General features: G+C 35.9%; 19 protein-coding genes. 15 read left to right on the plus strand and 4 right to left on the minus strand.

Features of this window, described 5'->3' with window-relative positions; all coding sequences use genetic code 11:
- Positions 1 to 113: 113 nt before the first annotated feature.
- On the minus strand, positions 114 to 1,193 hold the full coding sequence (locus OZX59_RS07945) for a PTS sugar transporter subunit IIC (RefSeq protein ID WP_277125834.1): 1,080 nt from the start codon (positions 1,191 to 1,193) through the stop codon (positions 114 to 116).
- A gap of 106 nt (positions 1,194 to 1,299) precedes the next feature.
- Entirely contained in the window at positions 1,300 to 3,069 is a 1,770-nt protein-coding gene (locus OZX59_RS07950; protein WP_277125835.1) for an oligopeptide ABC transporter substrate-binding protein, read from the minus strand.
- 222 nt (positions 3,070 to 3,291) lie between these two features.
- Here OZX59_RS07950 and OZX59_RS07955 point away from each other — a divergent pair, with 222 nt between their 5' ends.
- The 13 genes from OZX59_RS07955 to OZX59_RS08015 all read left to right on the plus strand — a co-directional run bounded on the left by OZX59_RS07955 (position 3,292) and on the right by OZX59_RS08015 (position 15,270).
- On the plus strand, positions 3,292 to 6,066 hold the full coding sequence (locus OZX59_RS07955) for a TIM-barrel domain-containing protein (protein WP_277125836.1): 2,775 nt from the start codon (positions 3,292 to 3,294) through the stop codon (positions 6,064 to 6,066).
- Positions 6,067 to 6,241: 175 nt separating this feature from the next.
- Positions 6,242 to 6,997, plus strand: coding sequence for a DeoR/GlpR family DNA-binding transcription regulator (locus tag OZX59_RS07960; RefSeq protein ID WP_277125837.1), 756 nt, complete (start codon positions 6,242 to 6,244; stop codon positions 6,995 to 6,997).
- A gap of 23 nt (positions 6,998 to 7,020) precedes the next feature.
- The gene (lacA, locus tag OZX59_RS07965) at positions 7,021 to 7,449 is read left to right on the plus strand and encodes a galactose-6-phosphate isomerase subunit LacA (RefSeq protein ID WP_277125838.1); all 429 of its coding nucleotides are present in this window, start codon (positions 7,021 to 7,023) and stop codon (positions 7,447 to 7,449) included.
- Positions 7,450 to 7,460: 11 nt separating this feature from the next.
- Positions 7,461 to 8,036, plus strand: coding sequence for a galactose-6-phosphate isomerase subunit LacB (lacB, locus tag OZX59_RS07970; RefSeq protein WP_277125840.1), 576 nt, complete (start codon positions 7,461 to 7,463; stop codon positions 8,034 to 8,036).
- 276 nt (positions 8,037 to 8,312) lie between these two features.
- Entirely contained in the window at positions 8,313 to 8,798 is a 486-nt protein-coding gene (locus OZX59_RS07975) for a PTS sugar transporter subunit IIA (RefSeq protein WP_277125841.1), read from the plus strand.
- 12 nt (positions 8,799 to 8,810) lie between these two features.
- A complete protein-coding gene (locus OZX59_RS07980) occupies positions 8,811 to 9,122 on the plus strand; it encodes a PTS fructose transporter subunit IIB (protein WP_277125842.1) in 312 nt (103 codons plus the stop codon).
- Positions 9,123 to 9,146: 24 nt separating this feature from the next.
- Entirely contained in the window at positions 9,147 to 10,565 is a 1,419-nt protein-coding gene (locus tag OZX59_RS07985; protein WP_277125843.1) for a PTS transporter subunit IIC, read from the plus strand.
- A gap of 26 nt (positions 10,566 to 10,591) precedes the next feature.
- Positions 10,592 to 10,837, plus strand: a complete 246-nt coding sequence (locus tag OZX59_RS07990; RefSeq protein WP_277125844.1) for a hypothetical protein — start codon at positions 10,592 to 10,594, stop codon at positions 10,835 to 10,837.
- A gap of 151 nt (positions 10,838 to 10,988) precedes the next feature.
- Entirely contained in the window at positions 10,989 to 11,705 is a 717-nt protein-coding gene (locus OZX59_RS07995) for a GntR family transcriptional regulator (protein WP_277125845.1), read from the plus strand.
- A gap of 25 nt (positions 11,706 to 11,730) precedes the next feature.
- Positions 11,731 to 12,897, plus strand: a complete 1,167-nt coding sequence (locus OZX59_RS08000; RefSeq protein WP_277125846.1) for an SIS domain-containing protein — start codon at positions 11,731 to 11,733, stop codon at positions 12,895 to 12,897.
- 149 nt (positions 12,898 to 13,046) lie between these two features.
- A complete protein-coding gene (locus tag OZX59_RS08005) occupies positions 13,047 to 13,535 on the plus strand; it encodes a PTS sugar transporter subunit IIB (protein WP_277125847.1) in 489 nt (162 codons plus the stop codon).
- Positions 13,536 to 13,547: 12 nt separating this feature from the next.
- Positions 13,548 to 14,465 (plus strand): PTS sugar transporter subunit IIC, encoded by a 918-nt coding sequence (locus tag OZX59_RS08010; protein ID WP_277125848.1) that lies wholly within the window; start codon positions 13,548 to 13,550, stop codon positions 14,463 to 14,465.
- Positions 14,452 to 15,270: a PTS system mannose/fructose/sorbose family transporter subunit IID gene (locus OZX59_RS08015; protein WP_277125849.1), complete on the plus strand. Its 819-nt coding sequence runs from the start codon at positions 14,452 to 14,454 to the stop codon at positions 15,268 to 15,270. Before OZX59_RS08010 ends, OZX59_RS08015 begins: the two co-directional genes overlap by 14 nt.
- A 142-nt stretch (positions 15,271 to 15,412) precedes the next feature.
- Here the strand turns inward: OZX59_RS08015 and OZX59_RS08020 are convergent, their stop codons facing one another.
- Positions 15,413 to 17,428, minus strand: coding sequence for a hypothetical protein (locus OZX59_RS08020; protein WP_277125850.1), 2,016 nt, complete (start codon positions 17,426 to 17,428; stop codon positions 15,413 to 15,415).
- 222 nt (positions 17,429 to 17,650) lie between these two features.
- Here OZX59_RS08020 and OZX59_RS08025 point away from each other — a divergent pair, with 222 nt between their 5' ends.
- Positions 17,651 to 18,646 carry a tagatose 1,6-diphosphate aldolase gene (locus tag OZX59_RS08025; protein ID WP_277125851.1) on the plus strand — a complete coding sequence of 332 codons (996 nt, stop codon included), beginning with the start codon at positions 17,651 to 17,653 and terminating at the stop codon, positions 18,644 to 18,646.
- A gap of 78 nt (positions 18,647 to 18,724) precedes the next feature.
- Here OZX59_RS08025 and OZX59_RS08030 read toward each other — a convergent pair whose 3' ends face one another.
- Entirely contained in the window at positions 18,725 to 19,486 is a 762-nt protein-coding gene (locus OZX59_RS08030) for a MurR/RpiR family transcriptional regulator (protein WP_277125852.1), read from the minus strand.
- Positions 19,487 to 19,607: 121 nt separating this feature from the next.
- Here OZX59_RS08030 and pfkB point away from each other — a divergent pair, with 121 nt between their 5' ends.
- Positions 19,608 to 20,537, plus strand: coding sequence for a 1-phosphofructokinase (gene pfkB, locus OZX59_RS08035; protein ID WP_277125853.1), 930 nt, complete (start codon positions 19,608 to 19,610; stop codon positions 20,535 to 20,537).

A 20,537-nucleotide genomic window follows, 5' to 3' on the forward strand; every position in this document is an offset into this window, starting at 1 on the left:
TAGATTGAGGCCTGATTTTTGGTTAGCAAATCTCTGAATAATTGATTAAATCGGTATATAAAAGCCGCATACTAACGATTAGCATGCAGCTTTTTTGATATTCTAATAAATAATCAATCACCTAAGTAGGCAAAAGCGACTTTTTCATCGTAAACATGTAGCCACTTATCAAATACGAAGCGGCAGGCTAAGGCAACTACTGCAGGGATGACGAACCAACTAAGTAGAGCTAGTAGAAGATTAATACTATTAGGACCACTCATTGATGCCAGAGGCCCAACAATTCCTACTAAGCCAAAACCGGCTGAAGCAGGAGTACCGCAAATGTTCCATAAAGCAACAGGTAAAGCCGAAGCGGCTGAAGTGATTAGAATTGGTAAGACGATAATCGGATAACGGAATAGGTTTGGAATCATCATTTTCATAGCACCTAATGCAACAGCGATTGTGACACCAGACTTATTAACTTTCCAAGAGTGGACTACTAAAACAATCGTAGTTGCCGCTACTCCCATTGCTGCAGCACCGGCGGCAATCCCATTTAGTTGAATAGCCATTCCGATGGCTACTGTTGAAACAGGTGTGACAATTAATAAGGCAAACATCCAGGCGATTAATACGCACATTAGAACAGGTTGTAACTTAGTAAATGAATTAATAATTGTGCCTAGTCCAGTTGTGATTTTGCTAATTAGCGGTAATAGCAGATAGCCAATATAAGAAGCTCCGCCACCGACTACGATAGGGTTAAGCACAATCTTAACTGATCCAAACAAGTTACCGATTACCAATGTCAAAAAGACGGCAATGGCAGCAGTAATCATCGTGTTAATTAAATCGCCAGTTCCAGATGAAATGAAGATCCCAGCTTGTTTGTTAGCTGGATTAACTGCTTGAGCATTAAACTGGGTAACGCCTGAACCCACATATGCACTAGCCGCTACTACAGCAATGTCCAATGGCGCAAACTCGAATTGGTAGGCAATCAAGGCACCAATTAATAATGGGGTTGCGATTTGGAAGACTAGCAACACGTGATTCATGCCAATTGTAATGGCGTTGTTGCCAAATAACTTCAAAACTGAACTCAAAACAGCATTAGGAATCAAGCCAACGATAATTCCTGTTGCGGTACCTGATAATACTTTATTAAAAAATTCTTTTGCGGAGATTGCATTTTTGGTTTGTTTCATTGAACATTGCTCCTTTAAACTAACTAAAATATTATTAGCAGTAATAATAGCAGCATAAAATTAGAAATGCAATATTTTTTTAATTTAATTTTAGTATTATTCGAATTTATTTGGCAAAACCAATATCATACCAAATTGGATGCTTATTAGCACATTTTTCAGGATCAAGTGAATAATTAGCTAATTTGGTATTTACTGCAGTAACTGTGTATTGGTTATCAAGTGGAACAACGTAAGCTTGCTCATTCATGTATTTTTGCCACTTGTGGAAAACCTTGACCCGATGGCCGTGATTAAATGATTCTGGTGCGTCCATTTCTTTAATTAGTTGGGTATTTTCCTTAGTAGCAAAGCGAGCATAATTTGAAGCAGAGTTTTCGCCATATGCATTAGCTTGTGAAGGCTCGGTTGACATCCCTATACCACCAATAAATGCATCAACTTTAGGATCATCTTTTGCCAGCTTGTCATAAAATGAGTTAGCTTCAATCAATCTACCGTTGTACAATTTGACGTTTAAACCAACTTTGTGCCATTGCTGCAAATAGTTTTGAATGATTGGCTCTTGAGTAGTATTACCGCTCATCGCCATAAAGTTAATCTTAAGTGGTTTGCCATTAGGCTGAGTGCGCCATTTACCTTTTTTCTTGTATCCTGCCTGATCTAAAATTTGATTAGCCTTTTTCAGATTGTAAGTGTAGCCTTTAGCATTTTTATCAAAATAATCACCAAACTGTTCAGGAATTAGAGTTGGGACTTTAAATTTGAGACCATGAGTATAACGTTTATCAACTTGCTCGACATTCATGGCATATGCCATGGCTTGTCTGAGCGGCTTGCTATTCATCTTGGAATTTTTACTCATGACATTTTTTTCTTGCTTTTTATCCCATTTGCCTACTTTAAAGCCTAAATAATAATATTGCATTGGCACTGACGCAACAAAATTATAATTTTTCGTGTTTTTAACTTGTTCCCATTGGGTATTTACCACGTCAATGACATCAAACTTATGACTCTTAATTGCTTGTGAAGCGCTACTAGTAGAAATTACTGAAATTGAGATTTTGTCTAGCTTTGGTTTACCACGCCAATAGTACTTATTTGGTACCCAAGTAACGGATTGTCCGCGTACAATTTTTTGAACCTTATAGGGACCAATGAACATAGGGTTCTTTCTAACTTGATCGCTAGCTTGCAACTTGGAAAATGGCACATCTTTTAGATAATGATAAGGTGCAGCAGTTTCGCTATAGCAATTACTGCCAGCATTGTACATTCCTGGAAACATTTGTTTAAAACGAATTTTAATTGAACGTCCATTTTCACTGTTAGGATAGGTAATCCCAGAAATCGTTTGTGCTTTTCCATCATGATATTCTCTTAAACCAACAATATTGGCCATTTGATCAGTATAGCGTTCACAATTGGTTGCTTTATTGGCAATAATTTCATAAGAGTACTCAAGATCTTTAGCCGTGACTTGTTTGCCATCAGACCATTTAACACCATTCTTTACTGTGACTACGATATTTTTGTTTTTTTGATCAACTTTAAGTGTAGCGGGTCCTTTTTTATTTATTCTATAGTTATTGTCATAATAAAAAAGGGTCTCGTCACCAAATTGAGAGGCTAGATAGTCAACTGAATTTTCTGAGATTTCGTCTAAAAAGATGCCTTGGAAAGGTGTATCTGTTTCTAAAGCAACCCTTAATGTGCCACCTTGTTTAACAGTTTTAGTTGGCACGGATGTTTTGAATTTGGGGGTACTGTCAACCGCATTGCTGGTTTTATCTTGGTTTTTACTGCAGGCTGTCAATGACAAAAAGACGGCTGCTAAGATAGCAATATAACTAATGATTTTTGACTTTTTCATTCTATCCCATCCTTATATATGTAAATTTATATAAAAAATATATTATTTTAAATAATAACAGTAACAATATGATAATTCAATATATTTTTAATTTATTTTTTATAATAAGTCGTAATAAGTAGTGCTATTGATTGGAATAATATGGTTAATTTTATCAAAATATGAAAAATCAACTAATAAACTGATATAATATTTAAATATTTAGGAGAAAAGGTGAATTAATTGAAAATAGCTGTTTACAAAAATATGATTATTAATGTCCAAGCTAAAGGTGGCTTTTATCAAATCGATTATGCTAATGGTCTGAAGGCCAGATTGTATTGGTTAGATTCTAGTATCTTTCGATATTACATTGATCCGGTAGAAAAGTATCAACAACCAGCACAGTCGCAGCCAGACTTACATGCTCAAATTTTGGCAGCTGATGTTCAAGAATATGGTGATGGTGATCAGTCTATCCAAGTGGAGCTTGAGCGGACTGAAACTGGTTGGTCTATTGCGACTAACTCGATTACCATTAATTTTGTCAAGAATGCAGGTACCATGAGTGTTACCAAGCAAGGTCAGACAGTCTTACAAGAAGTACAACCGATCTATCTTAATGATGAATACTGTGAACAAGTTTTAGCTAATGAGGCTGGAAATAACTACTTTGGGGCAGGTACGCAAAACGGTCGTTTTAATTTAACTAATCAGCAGATAGTTGTGGCTAATACGAATAATTGGGTGGACCAAGGGGTGGCTTCTCCAGCACCGTTTTATTGGTCAACTAGTGGTTATGGTGTTTTGCGTAATACTTTTACTTGTGGTAAATATGATTTTGCTAGTAGACAGGCTGATGCAATTGTTACTAGACATTATGAAAAGCGATTTGATGCAATTTATTTCTTTGCCAAAACGCCATATGAACTATTGCATATGTATCACCAATTAACTGGCTTGCCACAATTGATGCCATTGTATGGTTTTTATGAAGCACATCTAAATGCTTATAATCGTGATTTTTGGATTAAGGCTGATGCTCAAGATAAACAAGCGATTAAATATCCCGATGGTAATTATTATCGAGAATATCATCCTAAAGAACTTCCAGCAGATTTAGAAAGTAAAGCAATTCGTGAGACGCTGAACGGCGAAGCCGGAGGAGCTGCTTATTTATTAAGTGCGCGTGGCATGCTTGACCAATATCTCAATCAGGATATGCCTTTAGGCTGGTTTTTACCTAATGACGGTTATGGTGCTGGATATGGTCAAACGAATACCTTGGAAGGTAATTTACAAAATTTGGCTAAGTTTGTTACTTATGCTAATTCTAAAGGAATTGAAGTCGGCTTATGGACGCAACAAAATTTGTCTCCTAAGGATCCGCAACATCCCAAGCCAACAGATCGTGATTTTGAAAAAGAGTTAGAAGTTGGGGTAACTGCTCTAAAAACAGACATGGCTTGGGTAGGTGATGGATATTCCTTTGGTTTGAATGGTACGCAAACTGCGGCAAAAATGATTGAAAAGATTAAAGGTAAAGAATTGCGACCGTTTATTATTACCATGGACGGTTGGGCTGGAACACATAGCAGTGCAGCTGTTTGGACGGGTGACCAGAAAGGTGGACAATGGGAATATATTCGTTTTCAAATTCCGACTTATATTGGTGAAGGCTTATCAGGTCAACCCAATGTTGGTTCGGATATGGATGGTATTTATGCCGGCAGTAATGCAATTGTTAACACGCGTGACTACCAGTGGAAAGCTTTTACGCCAATTCAATTAAATATGGATGGTTGGGGAACTAATCCCAAGACTCCATTTGCGTTTTCAGATGCAATTACTGCAATTAATCGGGCTTATCTAAAGCAAAAGACACAGTTGCTACCTTATATCTACAGTATTGCTCATCAGGCCGTTGAAGATGCCAAACCAATGGTTCGCGCTATGTTTTTAGAATATCCAGACTTACCTGAGTGCTATACAGACATGGTCAAGTACCAATATTTGTGGGGCGATAGCTTTTTGGTTGCGCCAATCTATCAAAATACGGCAGCTGATGATCAAGGCAATGATCTTCGTAATGGTATTTATTTGCCAGATGGAAAGCAGATTTGGCTTGATTATTATACTGGAAAAGCTTATCAAGGCGGACAAGTACTGAATAATTTTGCTGCGCCTGTATGGAAACTGCCCCTATTTGTTAAAGCTGGTGCAATAATCCCTAAAGCACCTGCTACTAATACTCCCAAGGAATATCAGCTAGCTAAAAATGAGCGTCAATTTGAAATTTATCCTTTTACCGATCAACAATTTACTGTTTATGAGGATGATGGTATCAGTGCTAAATATCAAATGGGGGAATTTGCTCAAACGGATATTTCGACTGAATTAAGAAATGAAAATTTAATAGTTGATATTAAACCAACAACTGGAAATTATTCTGAAATGGAAAAAATACGTACGACAGAATTGGCTATAAAAGTGACCGAAATGCCAACAAATTGTGCGGTGTTGATTGCTGGTCAAAAATTAGCTTTACGATTAGTTCGAGACTTGACTGATTATGATCAGTCCGATAATGTTTGTTATCTTGATCATGAGTATTATAGTAATTCGTATTTGCAAGGAATCGGAACTGACATGAAGCAGACATTCTTCCGTATTAAGCTTGCTCCTGTAAATGTCAGCACAAGTGAGATTGTGGTTAAGCTTAGCGAGGTTCAACCTTTAGCTCTGTTAGCTAAATCTAAAGATAAGAAATTGAGTATTACAGATCCACTCAATTTTTCGCAGAGTCAGATAACTACTGTCACGCTATCGTGGCAACCAGCTGATGAAAAATATGGACGTGCAAAATATAACGTTAAAGTAGACGATTTGCTTTATACAGAAATTACCGAAACCAAATTAGTTATAGAAGGAATAGAACCTAACAAACAGCACAGTTTTCAAGTGCAAACCATAACGGAACAGGGAACTATTGATTGGAGTCCAGTAAAGTATTTTTGAGATTTGCTAAAGATCGTGAATGTTTTAAAATGGAAAGGATAATTAAAAAAATAGGTATTAAATAAGCAACTGTTCAATTTATTAAACATTAACAAACATTGACAAACAATAAAGAACATTTATAATATAGATGAACTAAGTTAGTTGCTTAATCTAGCTAAAAAGTAGGTAACCAATGCTAAAAAGTGAAAGATTAAAAACCATTTTGCAAGTAGTAAGTGCTCAAAAGTTTGTTACAGTAGATGAACTTGCTAAGGCGCTACAAGTTTCTGATATGACGATTAGACGAGATTTAAATGAATTGCATAAATCAGGTAAAATTCTGCGAATTCACGGTGGTGCTCAGCTTGTTTCTGATCAAAGTAAAACAGAAAAAAGTTATCGTCAAAAACGTGAAATTAACAGCAAAGAAAAGTTAGAAATCGCTAAACGTGCCTGTAATTTGGTTCATGAAAACGAATCTATTTATGTTGGACCTGGAACTACTCTGGAATTGATGGTTGCTAATCTTAAAGTTAAACATCTTAGGATTGTTACTAACTCTTTGCCTGTCTTTGAAGCTGCCAGAACGAATATGAATGACTATGATTTAATTATGATTGGTGGATCTTATCGGAGGATAAGTGGCGCGTTTTTAGGTGCTTTAGCCAATAATGAATTAGCAACCATGTCATTTTCTGTTGGTTTTGTTGGTGTCAATGGGATTAAGGATTATGCTATGACAACTGCTAGCTTAGAGGAAGGGCAAACAGAGGGGATAGGGTTAGATCACTCGCAGCTTAAGTTTGTAGTTGCTGATTATTCAAAACTGAATCATAGTGATTTTCATCAGTTTTATGACTTACGTGACGTTGATGGTTTAATTACTAACCATGAAATTGCCCCAAATGTTGAGCAAAATTACAGTCAATTTACAACTGTGTATAAGTAGTTTTGCTGGAAGGAGTTTTAACTATGAAAGTTGTTATTGGTAGTGACAAAGATGGCTTTGACTTGAAAGAAAAAGTCAAAGCTTATCTTAAAAGTCATGATTATGATGTTTTGGATGTTACGCCTGAGCCCGCAGCAGATTTTGTTGAGTCAAGTTTGCAAGTTACCCATGAAGTAATGGAAAATGGCTTCAAAAAGGCCATTATGTTTGACGAATACGGAGTTGGGTCAGCAATGGCTTCTAATAAGGTCAAAGGGATGGTTACGGCCAACGTGAATGAAGAAAGAACTGCTCATATGACTGCGATGCATAATGGTGCTAAGGCCATTGCTTTAGGTAGCGGCATTGTAGGTGAAAAATTAGCATATTCGATTATTCAACGCTATCTTGATACGGAATACGCTGGTGGTCGTCACCAAATTCGGTTAAATATGCTAGAAGAAATGATCTAAGGAGGATTGCAATGTTTGCTAATGATAGACCGCAACCGGAGTTTGTTGAACCAGAAATTGATAAACATCAGGTGATTGCGCTCGGAAATGATCATATTGTGACTCCAGTCAAAATGGCAATCTCTGATCATTTAAAAGAAGAAGGCTATCAAGTTATTGATGAAGGCACTCATGATAATAGTCGTACTCATTATCCAATGTATGGTAAGCGCGTAGCAGAAGATGTAGCGAGCGGCCGTGCAGATTTAGGTATCGTTCTTTGTGGTACAGGTATTGGTATTTCAACTGCCGCAGACAAGAACGAAGGAGTTCGTGCTGCTATGGTAGGGGATGCTACTCAAGCAGTTTATGCACGCCAAGAGCTAAATGCTAATGTACTTGGTTTTGGTGGAATTGTACTCGGGCGTGACTTTATTTTTGATATTGTTGACGCTTATCTTGATGCTCATTATGAACCTAATGAAAAGAATCAAGCATTAATTAATAAAATAGATAGTATAGCTGAGCCAAATCCAGCTCAAAAGAATAATGTCCATTTCTTTGATGAAGAAAATAAGAAATGGGCTGAAGGTGTATATCACGACTAGTAAGTTGAAATAAAATTAGAATTTAATCGCACAAAGAAAAACCATGATCAAGCTGATTATGGTTTTTCTTTGTGTTTGTTGTAAGGGTAGTTTAAGCCTTTGGTATGAATCTAAGTGCTAAGTAACTGAGATTATTTTTGATATTTTTGAAAGAATTTCTAAAAAGCGTTTGCATTTTTGAATAGGGTTACATATAATATCAATTAGGCAAGTGAACAAAAACTAACATAAACGAACTAAAACGAAAACTTGTCGAATCAGAAAGGAGACTGTGCAGTGAGTCAAAATAGTTTATTTTTGCCAGATGCGGTATTTGTTAGCAATGCTAAAGATTCAAAAGAGCTTTTTGAGGAAATATCAGCTAAGCTTTTAGCCAAAAAATATGTTAAAGAAGATTTTTTCGTGCAAATTACGAAACGTGAGAAGAATTATCCAACAGGGATTGATACTTCTCCAATTGCTAAGGAGTTACCTAATGTTGCAATGCCGCATACAGAAAGTGAGTATGTTAATGCGAGGCTAATAGTACCGATTGCACTTAGTGAGCCAGTTGTATTTTATAACATGATTGTCCCAGATGAACAGTTGCAAGTTAAGTTTTTATTTATGATTTTAAATAATGATCCAGAAGGACAAGCTAACATACTCGCACAAATAATGGACTTTCTTAGACTAACGCCAGTTTCAGAATTACAAAGGTTGTTTAATTTCACTAATCCTGAGCAAATTTATCAGTTTATGAGTGAGAATTTTAAAAAATAATAGGAGGTTATTATGAGTAGAGAAGTTAAGTTTATTGCAGCGTGTGGTGCAGGAGTAAATTCTTCACATCAAATTAAAGATGCAGTAGAAGAAGAAATGAGAAAGCGCGGTTATAACGTTAAAGTTGATGCGTATATGGTTAAAGATGTCAATGAAGACCTACTTTCGAAATATGATGGCTATTTGACAATTGCCAAAACTGATCTTTCTTTTAAACCTAAGATTCCATTGATTGATGCAGGGGCAATTTTATACCGGATTCCGACAATGGCTAAGCCAGTTTATGACAATGTGGAAAAAGTTGTTAAGGAAATTAATGCATAGCGTTCTTTTTGAAAGGAAATAAAAATGAATGGGATAATTGATTTTGCCAACTCACTTTTTAAACCACTAATTGATATGGGTGCTGCTACAATCATGTTAATAGTTTTAACTTTGATTGCCTTAATCTTTCGGGTTAAGTTTTCTAAGGCACTTGAGGGTGGATTGAAGTTAGCTATTGCAATTACTGCAATTGGCAACATTATGAATATGTTAACCAATGCTTTTCAAAAGCCGATGATGCAGTTCGTCAAGCATACGGGTATTCACATGGATATGCAGGATATGGGCTGGGCACCGTTAGCTACGATTACTTGGGGTTCGCCATATACCTTGTTTTACTTGCTAGTTTTAATTATTTTAAATGTGGTTTTATTAGTATTGAATAAGACAAATACTCTAGATGTTGATATCTTTGATGTTTGGCATTTAGCCTTTGTCGGCTTGTTCTGTGTTTCTGTTGGAGCACCATTATGGCTTTCAACATTATTGGTATTGTTCATTGGAACGATGAAGATTATTAATTCAGATTTGATGAAACCAACTTTTAATGATTTGCTGGATGCACCTGAAGGCAACCCAATGACAACAACTCATATGAATTACATGATGAATCCAATAATTATGTTGTTTGATAAGTTCTTCGATAAGTTTTTACCTTGGCTTGACAAGTTCGACTTTGACTCAACTAAATTAAATGAAAAAATTGGTTTTTGGGGCAGTCGCTTTGCAATCGGAGTGTATTTAGGAATCTTTGTATCGCTGTTAGCAGGTAATAATTTCGCTACTGAGCAGGGTTGGAAAGATATGTTTACACTAGCCTTTGTTGGTGGCTCATGTATTGAATTATTTTCAGTTATCGGTTCTTGGTTTATTGCTTCAGTTGAACCATTGTCTCAAGGGATTGCTGATTTTGCTACTAAGAAATTTTCTGGTCGGACATTTAATATCGGACTTGACTGGCCATTCTTAGCCGGACGCTCAGAAATTTGGGCAGCGGCTAACGTTTTAGCGCCAATTATGATGATTGAAGCGATGGTTTTACCAGGTAATAGATTAATGCCTTTGGGTGGCATTATTGCGATGGGTGTTACACCTGCTTTATTGGTTGTTACTCGCGGAAAAGTTATTCGGATGATTATCATTGGTACAATTGAATTACCAATTTTTCTCTGGGCAGGTACGATGGTTGGACCTTTTGTTACTAAAATGGCCCACTCGGTTGGAGCTGCAATCCCAGCACATACTTTAGTTTCTGATACTACGATGGAAGGTCCAGTTGAAAAATTTATTGCCTACTTAGTTGGTAATGCCTGGAAGCAACATGGTATGTTTATTGTTTATGCTGTACTTGCTTTAGCAGCGTACTTATTATTGTTTATATGGTATGCAAAGCAAATGAAGAAGCGCAATGCGGAGTATGCAGCTGCTAATGAAAAAGCTTAACTAATTATAGGAAATTTTGATAAGGGATGATTAGGTTGAAGAAAACAAGAATTTCAAAAGCAGAAAAAAAGAGAAGAGATCGAGTTTTATTTTGGGCAGTGTTTGTAATAATAATCAATTTGCTACAGTTACTCTTTAAAAATTGGCTGACTAATTTAATCGCGATGGTTGGAACTATTTATGCTTTGTATAAACTTGTTGTTTACGACAATCCTAAAAATCGTTTTAGTCAAAGATTCTATGATTGGAAGGGTAAGCGAATTAGTAAGTAAAAAAATTGGAATAGAGAATTTGAAACTGAGCCTTGTGGCTCAGTTTTTTTGCTCATAAGTGGATAGCTTTTTTATATAGTTAATTGCATTGAACCGCTTTCTTTGATAAACTCAATAGTGGTATCAACCAGTTGAAAAAGAGGTGAAGTCAATGGAGAAACCATTATATCGGCAAGTAATTTCGGATTTAGAAAAACGGATCAATCATTTAAAGCCTAACGATCGCTTGCCCAGTGAGCGCCAATTGTTAATTCAGTATAATGTTAGTCGTAATACAATTCGATTAGCGCTGCAAGATTTAGAAGAGAGAGGACTTATTTACCGACTTCATGGTAAAGGCACGTTTGTTTCTAGTCGGTATCTTGATCAGCCTAATATTGGAGAGATGTATTCCTTTTCTGAAGAGGTGAGACGCTCAGGTCAAAAACCCACAACATTGAACCAGTCTTTAAAGCTAGTTGAACCGAATCAAAAGATTGCTGAGCAATTGAACTTGCAGAATGCAGAAAAAGCTTATGAGCTAGTTCGTTTACGGCTGGCTAATGATCAACCATATATTTATAGTAAAACTTATTTACCAGAGAAGCTTTTTCCTAGTCTAACATTGGATGAATTACAAGGTGTTCCATTATATGATGTACTTAAAGATAAATATAAACAGTTAGGTGTAATGGCTTTTGAAGATGTTCAAGCAGTTAATTTAGATAAGCAAGAAAGTGAATACTTACAAGAAGAGGTGGGTTCAGCTAGTTTGAAAATTTACCGTAAAACTATTAATGAAAAAAATGTTCCGATTGAATTTACAATTTCGGTAGCACGTGGCGATAAGTTTATTTATCGTTCGAAGCAATACAATCACTTACTTTAACTTTTACAGAAAGATAGGTATAAAAATGTTTTCTGAAACAGATGCAGAGTTGGAAAAAATAGGTGCTAAAATCACTACGCGTGAAATTCAGCAACAACCAAAGTTATGGCAAGAAACTTGGAAAATTTATCAAACCCAAAAAACAAAAATTGATCATTTTTTAGCTAATATTGAGCAAAAATATCATAAAATCAGAGTTATTTTTGCAGGTGCAGGTACAAGTGCATATGTAGGGAATATGATTACTCCAAACTTGCAAAAACAAGGTGATCGCAATAGTTATAACTTTGAGGCAATAGATACGACTAAATTGGTTTCAACACCGGAAAATTATTTTGAAGCAGACACACCAACAATTTTAGTTTCTTTTGCGCGAAGTGGGAATTCACCAGAATCGGTAGCAGCTGTTGAATTAGCTAAGAAATTTGTTAATCATTTATATCAAATTGCGATTACTTGTGCGCCTAATGGACAATTAGCAAAAGATTTAGCTAATGACAAAACGGGACTAGTTTTGTTGATGCCAGAAAAATCGCTAGATCAAGGATTTGCGATGACAGGATCTTTTTCTTGTATGAGTTTAGCGGCTTTATTAATCTTTGATACAATCGATGATCAGAGAAAGTCAGTAATTATTGATCAAATTGTGCAAATGGGTAGTAGTGTAATCGATCGTGAACCAGAAATTCAGTCTTTAGTTGAAACTGATTTTGATCGGATTACCTATATTGGTAGTGGTAGCCTTAGCGGACTAGCTGAAGAAACTCGTTTAAAGATTCTGGAGTTAACAGCTGGAGAAGTTGCGGCTTTATTTGATACTTCAATGGGATTACGTCATGGCCCTAAGTCATTTTTGAATAATAGAACTATTGTCTTTGATTATGTTTCTAATGATTCATACACGAGAAAATATGATTTAGATATTTTGAATGAAATTAAAGATGATCAGATAGTTCCACTTGTTATGGCGGTCGGTCAAGCAAAAGCTGGTCAAGATTTCGATGGAAAATCGTTTATGTTTAGTGCGGATCAGCTACTTCCAGATGCATATTTAGCATTGCCAGATGTTATGTTTGGTCAAACTTTAGCACTATTGACATCTGTTAAATGTCATAATAAACCTGACACTCCTTCACCTACTGGAACCGTTAACCGTGTGGTAAAGGGAGTTACAATTCATCAGTTTAATTAATAAAGTCTCTAAATAGTTTTTAAGAAGAACAGTTCATGTTCTTCTTTTTTATTGTTCTCATGGTTGACAAAAATTGGTTGGTACCTTATCATATATATTATGAAAGCGCTTAAAAATATAACGATAATATTTAATAGGAGGGAAGTTATATGAACATTGTAGGAGCAAGGGTCGATGAACGTTTAGTTCATGGTCAGGTTGCTAATCTTTGGACACCTAAGTTGCAGGTTGAACGTATCATTGTACTTGATGATGTGGCTGCAAAAGATGATGTTCAAAAAAGTGGCTTGAGAATGGCAACACCAATGACGACTAGATTAAGTGTTTTGTCAATTGATGTGGCTGCTGATCATTTAAAAAAAGGGCGATATGGAAAGCAAAGATTATTTTTAGTTGCTAAAAAACCGCAAACGTTCCTAGATTTAATTAATTTGGGCATACCAATAGATACAATCAATGTAGGCAATATGTCTAAACAGGATGATACTATTGAATTAACTAAGCAAGTTAATATTACGAAGCAAGATGCTGATATTTTTAAGAAGATATCAGATAAGAATACTGATTTAATTGTGCAAGTAAATCCTAGTGTCGATGCACGCAATTTACTTAAACTAATTGATGATAATGTGAAGTAGGGGGAAAATATAATGACTTGGTGGCAAATAGTACTGCTTACTTTGTATGCTGGCTTAGAAATACTCGATGAACTACAAATTTATTCTGCATTGAATACCCCCGTAGGTGCTGGCTTAATAGCTGGTCTAATTATGGGAGATATGCAGACTGGTTTGATTATTGGGGCATCAATGCAGTTAATGGTACTTGGAGTCGGTACTTTTGGTGGAGCATCTAAAATTGATGCTACGACAGGTACAGTTTTGGCAACTGCCTTTTCAACTAGTGTTAAAGGCATGAGTCCTCAGACTGCTATTTCTTCAATTGCAGTTCCTGTTGCAGCGATTATGGTTGAGCTAGATGTTTTAGCAAGATTTACTAATACTTATTTTGCGCATCGAATTGATCACCTGATTGATCAAGAAAAGGTTAACTATAAAGCAGTTGAACGAAATGTTTTATACGGTGCAATTCCCTGGGCATTATCCCGCGCAGTTCCCGTGTTTATTGCTTTGGCATTTGGACGAGGGTTAGTACAAACGATTGCTAATGCTTTAAATGGTGATTTACAGTGGTTAGGAACCGGACTAACAGTTGCTGGGGCAACGCTACCAGCGGTTGGCTTTGCAATTTTGCTTCGGTATCTACCTGTTAAAAAACATGCGGCATATTTAATTCTTGGATTTACTATTACGACGTTATTCTCAGTATTATTTACTAATATTCAAACTTTGGGTGCCGGAATTGCCACAGTGAATAAAGAATTTAGTGCAATCTTTAATGGATTACCAATGCTAGCGATTGCTTTAATTGGTTTGGCTTTTGCTATTTTGCACTATAAGAGTATTCCAACTAACTCTGCAGCAACGTCAAGTCCAGCGCCTGAGAATAAAGCAGCTATTACTGATACTACAAATGATGAGGGAGAAATTACTGATGACGAACTCTAAGCCAAAATATAAGTTAACTAATAAAGACTTTAACCAAATTAATCGTAGATCGTTATTTGGTTTTCAACTAGGTTGGAATTATGAAAGAATGCAGAATAGTGGCTATTTGTATACGATTCTGCCACAGCTAAGAAAGATCTATGGTGATGATACCCCTGAATTAAAGGAAATGATGAAAACACATATGCAGTTTTTCAATAGTTCTAATTTCTTTAATACAATTATCACTGGGATTGACTTGGCGGTTGAAGAAAATGAAGGAATTGCAGGCAAAGACACTGTAACTAGTATGAAAGTTGGGTTGATGGGGCCATTTGCTGCAATTGGTGATTCAATCTTTGCTTCATTAGTACCAACAATTTTTGGCGCGTTGGCAGCTTCTATGGCAGCTCAAGGTAATCCAATTGGCGTTTTGATTTGGATTGTAGCAAGTTTATTAATTTGTGTCTTTCGTTGGAAACAACTAAACTTTGCCTATGATAAAGGTGTTTCGTTAGTGACAGATATGCGTGATCGCTTAAATGCTTTGACTGATTCAGCTACTGTACTGGGTGTATTTATGGTTGGTGCTTTAGTGGCCACGATGGTTAATATTAAATTTGCTTGGGTACCTAAAATTGGTAAAGTTTCAATGAATATTCAAAATAACCTAGATATGATTATTCCTAAATTATTGCCTGCTGCTGTGGTTGGCTTTGTTTATTGGCTACTGGGTAAAAAAGGTATGACTTCAACAAAAGCAATTTTAATCGTATTAGTTTTATGCATTATCTTAGGTGGTACAGGAATTATTGCTAAGGTGTAGCTGTCTAATTGTTTGTACTTTGAATAAATATAAATTTAGTAAGCGACTAGCATTAACTGGTTGCTTACTTTTTTGTTGTCAAAAAAGCTCTTAGTAATTTTTATGATTACTAAGAGTTTTTAACTAACAATTATTTTTATTTTTAGAAAATCAGCTGGATCGTTTCTAATGGCTTAAGTTCTGTATTAATTGTGGCAATGTCAGCTTTAATATATATTTTAACTTCTTTTTTAGTAACCATAGTACCATTTTGTCTAATAATCAGTGCCCTTGTCTTCGGTAATCTTGCTCCCAGATGCCAGTTAATTTGGTGGTAACCATCTGAGGAAAAGTTGGCTAACCATACCGTTTTTCCATTATCTGCAATATTTAATTTAACATTGGGCATATTAACTAAATAATCAGTTGGTTGAATACTGTCAAGCATTTGTTGAAGTAATCCTTGTTTGTAACTAGTGAATTGTGATTTCCAGTCACCATTGGGGTCTTGCTCTAATGGTAAGACAATAATATGGTGGTCAATGACTGTCATCACGTTTCCTAGCTCATCGTCAGTTGAGCTGTATGCCTTTGACCAAACCTTGACGTCAGCATTCTCTTCATAAGTTAATTTTAAATAATTTTCTTTTTGTAGCATAGTGATTCGCGGATTTTTAACTTCATTGACAGTGTGATTATCTGCTTGTTCAAAAGCCTGATAACCAGTACGCGATTGGTGCCAACTAGCTTTTTTGATATGCAGTAAGTGACTTAAATTGCGATCAAGTAAGACTTGAATGCTTTGTGCATCTAGCAAAACTACACTATTTTTAAGCAAGTCAGAGATTTCGTCATTGGGATAGTTACGCAGTAGTTGACCAGAAATAGCCAGTATTTGATTTTTAATTTTAGGATTTTGTTTTACTGGTAAAATGGTAGTCGCAAACCCAAACGAACTTAGAAGGCTAGCCCAACTAGTTTCTTGTGGTAGTAGTTCTTTAGTTTCCTTACCCGTTGCAGTTTGCAAGGTATAACTAGAATCTTGATTGACCAAAATTTTAATTCCATTCAAATGGTCCATTTGTAAGCGATGGTCTAACAGCTGGTTAACGAAAGGCTTGATTTCGGCTAACACTTCAGCATAGCTCCAGGTACTGTTAATTCCATTGCCCATCATGTCGAATAAATTTAGCATGATACCTTTGCTACCAATCAGAGCAGCAGTGATAATCTGAAACTTGGTAAAATTTAGTGATTTAACAAAGGGTGAATACATATAACTTTCAAGTTCCGGATAAAATTCGGTATCGCTACCCAAATAGGCTGCCGTAACTCGAGTATATTCTTCAAAAGTGCGACTATATTGTAAAGGTGCGACTTCATTATAAGCTGGTAGGTGAGGGCGAGCCACTTTTGGATGATTTAATCCCGCTTGTGCTGCAAATAAGTTATTCCAATCACGCCCTTCTAGAGCATGCCAATTGGGAGCAGAAGTCATTTGGGCTAGATCTGTTTCTGGGCTAACTTTATGAACGGCTTGCTCGATTAAATGTTCAGTTTCAATCATTTCTTTGCGAGCTTGATCAAGATAGATTTTACGCTCAGCAGTGGGTTTTCCCGGTTTAAGCATTTGCTTGACAAACTCGGAGCGTGATTCATTTTTTCCTAACTTTTCTTGATAAATTTGCATGTGATAATCACAAAAACACATTAGTTTCAATGGCGAATGGTTAAAATGTCGAAAGTCATCTTCAAGCCATAAGCGTCTGGGATGCAGACTAGCATATTGGGCATAGATGGTAGAAATATACTTACGCCAGCCTGGGTCGGCAGGACATGCCATGTCCTGAGATTTATGTCCGTCAAGATCGACAAAAGTATTAATGCCAAGTTCAGGATTGACCTCATAACCGCGATCAGAATGCATAATAGTGGTCCACGGATTTAAACTGGTTGTAACGCCGATTTTACTTAGTTTTTTTTGTAGAGGCTTAATTGCATCTAGCCAAAGCTGAGTTTCTTGTTCTGTTAAATGACTATGGTTTAGTTCTTCACCATTTATAAAAAAAGCAACGTCATCAATTTTTCCTTTTTTGACAAAGTCAAGCAATTTTTCGTCTTTTTCTGGTGTGTTAGTTCTGGGATCGAGCATATATCTAAGTGCGTATGTATAAGGCATAATAATCTCCTAAATCTGTGAATGGCAATAATTATTTGATTCCTATTTTATCATAAAAGCGCTTTTTTAATAATTCAATATCTATTAGATTGAGTAAAGTTTTACCATTTTTCAGGATAAAAGTGAAAAGCTTTACATAAAGCGTTGCAACGCTTCAAAAGGGAATTATAAGAGTATATAATAATGGTGTGCGATTAAAATGAACGTTAAAGGAGATAAATAATGAGAAAGATTTCTTCAGAAGTTGCTCAGCATATGGAAAATTTGTCAACTAATGATGGTATTATTACGGCTTTGGCTATTGATCAGCGTGGCTCACTTAAAACAATGTTAGCAGAAGCTGCTAATAAACCGGCAGATGAAACCACAATTGTTGATTTTAAAAAAGCGATTTCAAGTGAGTTAACTCCCTATGCTTCAGCGATTTTAACTGACCCAGAATATGGTTTGCCAGCTACTAAGCTAAGAGATAAGAACTGTGGGTTGCTGCTTTCTTATGAAAAGACTGGCTATGATACAACTGAACCAGGTAGAATGCCAGACTTAATTGCTGACCAATCAGGACTGAGAATTAAGAATGAAGATGGTGATGCGATTAAGTTCTTGCTTTACTATGATCCGGACGAAGGTGAAGCAATTAATGATAAGAAGAAGGCCTTTGTAGAACGGGTTGGTGCTGAAGCTAAGGCGAATGAATTGCCATTATTTTTGGAACTTTTGACTTATGATGCTAAGATTTCGGATGCTAAAGGTGAAGACTTTGCCAAGGTAAAAGCTGACAAAGTGATAAAGACCATGAAAGAATTCTCGGCTGAAAAATATGGTGTAACAGTTTTAAAGGTTGAAATTCCGTTTAATATTAAGTACGTTGCTGGCTTTAATGGTGATAATAATGTTGTTTATACACAAGAGCAAGCTAAGGACCTGTTAAAGAAGCAGTCTGAAGCAACTGATTTACCATATATTTTCTTATCAGCTGGTGTAACTTCAGAAGAGTTTATCGCTGAAATTAAAATGGCTGAAGAAGCTGGAGCAGATTTTAATGGAGTTCTTTGCGGACGAGCTACTTGGAAGCCATCAATTAAGCCATTTGCTGCTGAAGGAGAAGAAGTTGGTCGTGAGTGGTTAGCAACTAAGGGTAAAGCTAATATTGAAAATCTTAATGAGTTGCTAAAGGGAGCCAAATCTTGGCGTGATAAACTCACAGTTGAAAAATAAAGATTATTTGTTAGCTAAAAAGCTTTCTATCAGAAAAAGATAGAAGGCTTTTTGTTTGGAATTAAAAATTTTGAGTTGTTAATTACTTTTATAAAAATTAGCGCGAACAGAGTATGCATCACAAAAAATTCGCGTCATTATCTGTAGAGGCAAACGGGACCTAACTTCATATTCAGGAAAATAATTAGTTTTAGATTTATAACCGATAAAAGAAAGAGTCGAAAATGCAAGGATTTTTCCAGCTTTATTAGTTGTAAATGTTAAAACAGGAATATCGTTTTTACTCAATTTTTGAGCAGCAGCTACTAGTTCATCGGTTTCTCCATTAAGAGTAATGAAGATTGCTAGTGCATCTTTTTTAATTTTGCTAGCGATCGTTCTAATGATATTAGGATCAGAATGAAATTCGCAGTATTTACCCGTTAATTGCAACTTGACCATAATTTCTTCAGCAATTGATTCTGATAGACCGCGAGCAAAAATATATACTATTTTAGCTTGTTTAGTCATTGAAATGCTGTCTTCAATAGTGCTGTAACTGAGGTTGTGTAAAGTATTATTCATTTCAATTTCGTTTTTGGTAATGACGCTGCGAATTTTATCGTCAGCTTCATTTAATACATTGAAAGTTGAGTTGGAATTATTCCTAATTTTTAACGATTCACGATATGATGTATAGCCGCCGTAGCCCATTTTTTGCATTGTCCGAACAATGGTCGCGGTTGAAACATGAGCATACTGGCTTAATTTTACAATTGACATTTTAGCAATTTTTTCTGGATTATTTTCAACAATATTCCAAAGGTGTAATTCAGTTGGGCTGAGTTCTTTAGTTGGCATATGACGACCTCTTTTGTAACAAATTTTCAGTTTATTTTAGTAAACGCTATCAAATAAGAAAAACGTTACACCTAATTATCTTTATAATAATCTAAAAGGCAAGGAAAAGGAGAAAAAAGCGATGATTTATACCGTAACTTTAAATCCCGCAATCGATTTGGTAATTGTAACCCAAACACTAGAACCCAAAGTTGTTAATCGAACGGAAAAGTTTGAATTACAGCCTAATGGTAAGGGAGTTAATGTTTCATTTATTTTAAAAAAGTTGGGGATAGATAATATTGCAACAGGTATTGGTGGTGGTTTTACCTTAGATTACGTTACTGCAGGCTTAAAAGAACAAGGAATTAAGACAAATTTCTTAAAAGTTGCAGAACCAACTAGGGTAAATGTTTTTACAGATGTCTTAGATCAGCATACTGAATATAAAGAAGTTAACCCAGGTCCGTATATCGAACAGAAAGTTCAAGATGATTTTTTAGCCTACTTTGATGCTAACCTCGAATCTGGTGACACAGTTGTAGTTTCAGGTAGCTTTTCTGAAGGAATTGAACCAAACTTTTTAGTAAAAATGGCACAAGTCGTGCAAACTAAACAGGCAAAATTAGTGATAGATAGCAGTTATGCTGAAGTTATGGATACACTTAAGTTTCACCCGTTTTTGTTTAAACCTAATGATGAAGAATTAGCTGCTCTGTTCGACTTTAAGGGAATAATGACTGAGCAAATGACAATTGAATTTGCTGAAAAGTTAGTACAAGCCGGATGTCGCAATATTTTGGTTTCTTTAGGAGCCAATGGTGCGGCTTTAATTAATCAAGACCAGATTTTATTTGCAAATGCTCCCAAGATTGAAGTAGTTAACTCTGCTTGTGCTGGGGATACGATGCTAGGAACTTTCATTGCCTTATTAGAAAAAGGAAAGTCGAATGCAGAAGCTCTTAAAGTAGCAGTAGCTGCGGGAAGTGATACTGCTAGTAAGACTGGGTTAACCGACTTTGAATTAGCAAAGTTATTACCACAGATTGATGTTAAAGAAAGGAAAAATTAA

Origin of the sequence: Lactobacillus sp. ESL0681 (assembly GCF_029392835.1) — a bacterium.
In the GTDB taxonomy this organism is placed as follows: Bacteria; Bacillota; Bacilli; order Lactobacillales; family Lactobacillaceae; genus Lactobacillus.

What these genes read in the sequence shown, in the direction of transcription:
- OZX59_RS07945 (WP_277125834.1), bottom strand. Translation starts at nt 1,193, where the DNA reads ATGAAACAAACCAAAAATGCAATCTCCGCAAAAGAATTTTTTAATAAA.
- OZX59_RS07950 (WP_277125835.1), bottom strand. Translation starts at nt 3,069, where the DNA reads ATGAAAAAGTCAAAAATCATTAGTTATATTGCTATCTTAGCAGCCGTC.
- OZX59_RS07960 (WP_277125837.1), top strand. Translation starts at nt 6,242, where the DNA reads ATGCTAAAAAGTGAAAGATTAAAAACCATTTTGCAAGTAGTAAGTGCT.
- lacA (WP_277125838.1), top strand. Translation starts at nt 7,021, where the DNA reads ATGAAAGTTGTTATTGGTAGTGACAAAGATGGCTTTGACTTGAAAGAA.
- lacB (WP_277125840.1), top strand. Translation starts at nt 7,461, where the DNA reads ATGTTTGCTAATGATAGACCGCAACCGGAGTTTGTTGAACCAGAAATT.
- OZX59_RS07980 (WP_277125842.1), top strand. Translation starts at nt 8,811, where the DNA reads ATGAGTAGAGAAGTTAAGTTTATTGCAGCGTGTGGTGCAGGAGTAAAT.
- OZX59_RS07985 (WP_277125843.1), top strand. Translation starts at nt 9,147, where the DNA reads ATGAATGGGATAATTGATTTTGCCAACTCACTTTTTAAACCACTAATT.
- OZX59_RS07990 (WP_277125844.1), top strand. Translation starts at nt 10,592, where the DNA reads ATGATTAGGTTGAAGAAAACAAGAATTTCAAAAGCAGAAAAAAAGAGA.
- OZX59_RS07995 (WP_277125845.1), top strand. Translation starts at nt 10,989, where the DNA reads ATGGAGAAACCATTATATCGGCAAGTAATTTCGGATTTAGAAAAACGG.
- OZX59_RS08000 (WP_277125846.1), top strand. Translation starts at nt 11,731, where the DNA reads ATGTTTTCTGAAACAGATGCAGAGTTGGAAAAAATAGGTGCTAAAATC.
- OZX59_RS08005 (WP_277125847.1), top strand. Translation starts at nt 13,047, where the DNA reads ATGAACATTGTAGGAGCAAGGGTCGATGAACGTTTAGTTCATGGTCAG.
- OZX59_RS08010 (WP_277125848.1), top strand. Translation starts at nt 13,548, where the DNA reads ATGACTTGGTGGCAAATAGTACTGCTTACTTTGTATGCTGGCTTAGAA.
- OZX59_RS08015 (WP_277125849.1), top strand. Translation starts at nt 14,452, where the DNA reads ATGACGAACTCTAAGCCAAAATATAAGTTAACTAATAAAGACTTTAAC.
- OZX59_RS08020 (WP_277125850.1), bottom strand. Translation starts at nt 17,428, where the DNA reads ATGCCTTATACATACGCACTTAGATATATGCTCGATCCCAGAACTAAC.
- OZX59_RS08025 (WP_277125851.1), top strand. Translation starts at nt 17,651, where the DNA reads ATGAGAAAGATTTCTTCAGAAGTTGCTCAGCATATGGAAAATTTGTCA.
- OZX59_RS08030 (WP_277125852.1), bottom strand. Translation starts at nt 19,486, where the DNA reads ATGCCAACTAAAGAACTCAGCCCAACTGAATTACACCTTTGGAATATT.
- pfkB (WP_277125853.1), top strand. Translation starts at nt 19,608, where the DNA reads ATGATTTATACCGTAACTTTAAATCCCGCAATCGATTTGGTAATTGTA.